The organism is Weizmannia sp. FSL K6-3076 (assembly GCF_038007245.1).
Lineage (GTDB): Bacteria > Bacillota > Bacilli > Bacillales > Bacillaceae_C > Weizmannia > Weizmannia faecalis.
Window position 1 is genome coordinate 1 of sequence record NZ_JBBOWU010000003.1, and the last position, 1202, is coordinate 1202.

A 1202-nucleotide genomic window follows, 5' to 3' on the forward strand; every position below is an offset into this window, starting at 1 on the left:
ATAGAAAAGCGGAAGCGCCTTGGTCATCGGCGTACGGATTTCGGAGCTTTCGACTGAGATAAAGGAAACACGACGAGCCCTAAAGGCGAGTCGATGTTGACTTATCGTAGGAAAGGGGGACGGGAAGTTCACTAGCCGATAGCGCCCGGAACTGGACAATAGAAAAGCGGAGGTGCCTTGTTTAGCCCCGACAAGCGAATGTTCTGACCGGCATGGAGCCGTCTTTTGGCTCCGTGACGGGCAGGTTATTCGACCTCGAGGGGCTAGGCACCGGAGCTGGACAATTTTCAAAGTTAAAAACGCGTTCTCAGTTTACAGTTTTTTCTCCCATCCGGTTTTCAGGGAACACATCCCAAAATTATACAGGTCCGGTGATGATGGCGGAAAGGTCACACCCGAACACATCCCGAACTCGGAAGTTAAGCTTTCCAGCGCCGATGGTAGTTGGGGGTCTCCCCCTGCGAGAGTAGGACGTTGCCGGGCCATAATACGGAGGATTAGCTCAGCTGGGAGAGCGTCTGCCTTACAAGCAGAGGGTCGGCGGTTCGATCCCGTCATCCTCCACCATAAATATGAGCCATTAGCTCAGTTGGTAGAGCATCTGACTTTTAATCAGAGGGTCGCAGGTTCGAATCCTGCATGGCTCATCATATTTAGCAGGAAATAAGAATTTCAGCCTGTTCAAAGACGGCCTGAAATTCTTTGACCTGAATTTTTGCGGAAGTAGTTCAGTGGTAGAACATCACCTTGCCAAGGTGGGGGTCGCGGGTTCGAATCCCGTCTTCCGCTCCATTTTTTTCTCTTGCCGGGGTGGCGGAATTGGCAGACGCACAGGACTTAAAATCCTGCGGTAGGTGACTACCGTACCGGTTCGACTCCGGTCCTCGGCACCATTCGATATATGCGCCCATAGCTCAATTGGATAGAGCGTTTGACTACGGATCAAAAGGTTAGGGGTTCGACTCCTCTTGGGCGCGCTATATACGGGAAGTAGCTCAGCTTGGTAGAGCACATGGTTTGGGACCATGGGGTCGCAGGTTCGAATCCTGTCTTCCCGACCATTCAAATTCGGGGCCTTAGCTCAGCTGGGAGAGCGCCTGCTTTGCACGCAGGAGGTCAGCGGTTCGATCCCGCTAGGCTCCACCAAAAAAAGTATTGACTTCTAAATAAATAAGTGTTATACTTTAAAAGTTGCTGTTTGT

At 51.4% G+C, this 1202-nt stretch carries 7 tRNA genes and 1 rRNA gene; all 8 read left to right on the plus strand.

The annotated features are described in order from the left end of the window. The first annotated feature begins 367 nt into the window (after positions 1-367). The 8 genes from rrf to NSS95_RS16960 all read left to right on the plus strand — a co-directional run bounded on the left by rrf (position 368) and on the right by NSS95_RS16960 (position 1146). Positions 368-483, plus strand: a 5S ribosomal RNA gene (rrf, locus tag NSS95_RS16925). An 8-nt stretch (positions 484-491) separates the two neighbouring features. Continuing rightward, positions 492-567 (plus strand) — tRNA-Val (locus NSS95_RS16930). Positions 568-574: 7 nt separating this feature from the next. Next, positions 575-647: transfer RNA gene (locus NSS95_RS16935), tRNA-Lys, on the plus strand. Positions 648-717: 70 nt separating this feature from the next. Continuing rightward, positions 718-792 (plus strand) — tRNA-Gly (locus NSS95_RS16940). A gap of 12 nt (positions 793-804) precedes the next feature. Further along, a tRNA-Leu gene (locus tag NSS95_RS16945) sits at positions 805-893 on the plus strand. A gap of 10 nt (positions 894-903) precedes the next feature. Beyond that, positions 904-977, plus strand: a tRNA-Arg gene (locus NSS95_RS16950). Between the two features lie 7 nt (positions 978-984). Next, positions 985-1061, plus strand: a tRNA-Pro gene (locus NSS95_RS16955). 9 nt (positions 1062-1070) lie between these two features. Then, positions 1071-1146: transfer RNA gene (locus tag NSS95_RS16960), tRNA-Ala, on the plus strand. The last annotated feature ends 56 nt before the right edge of the window (positions 1147-1202 follow it).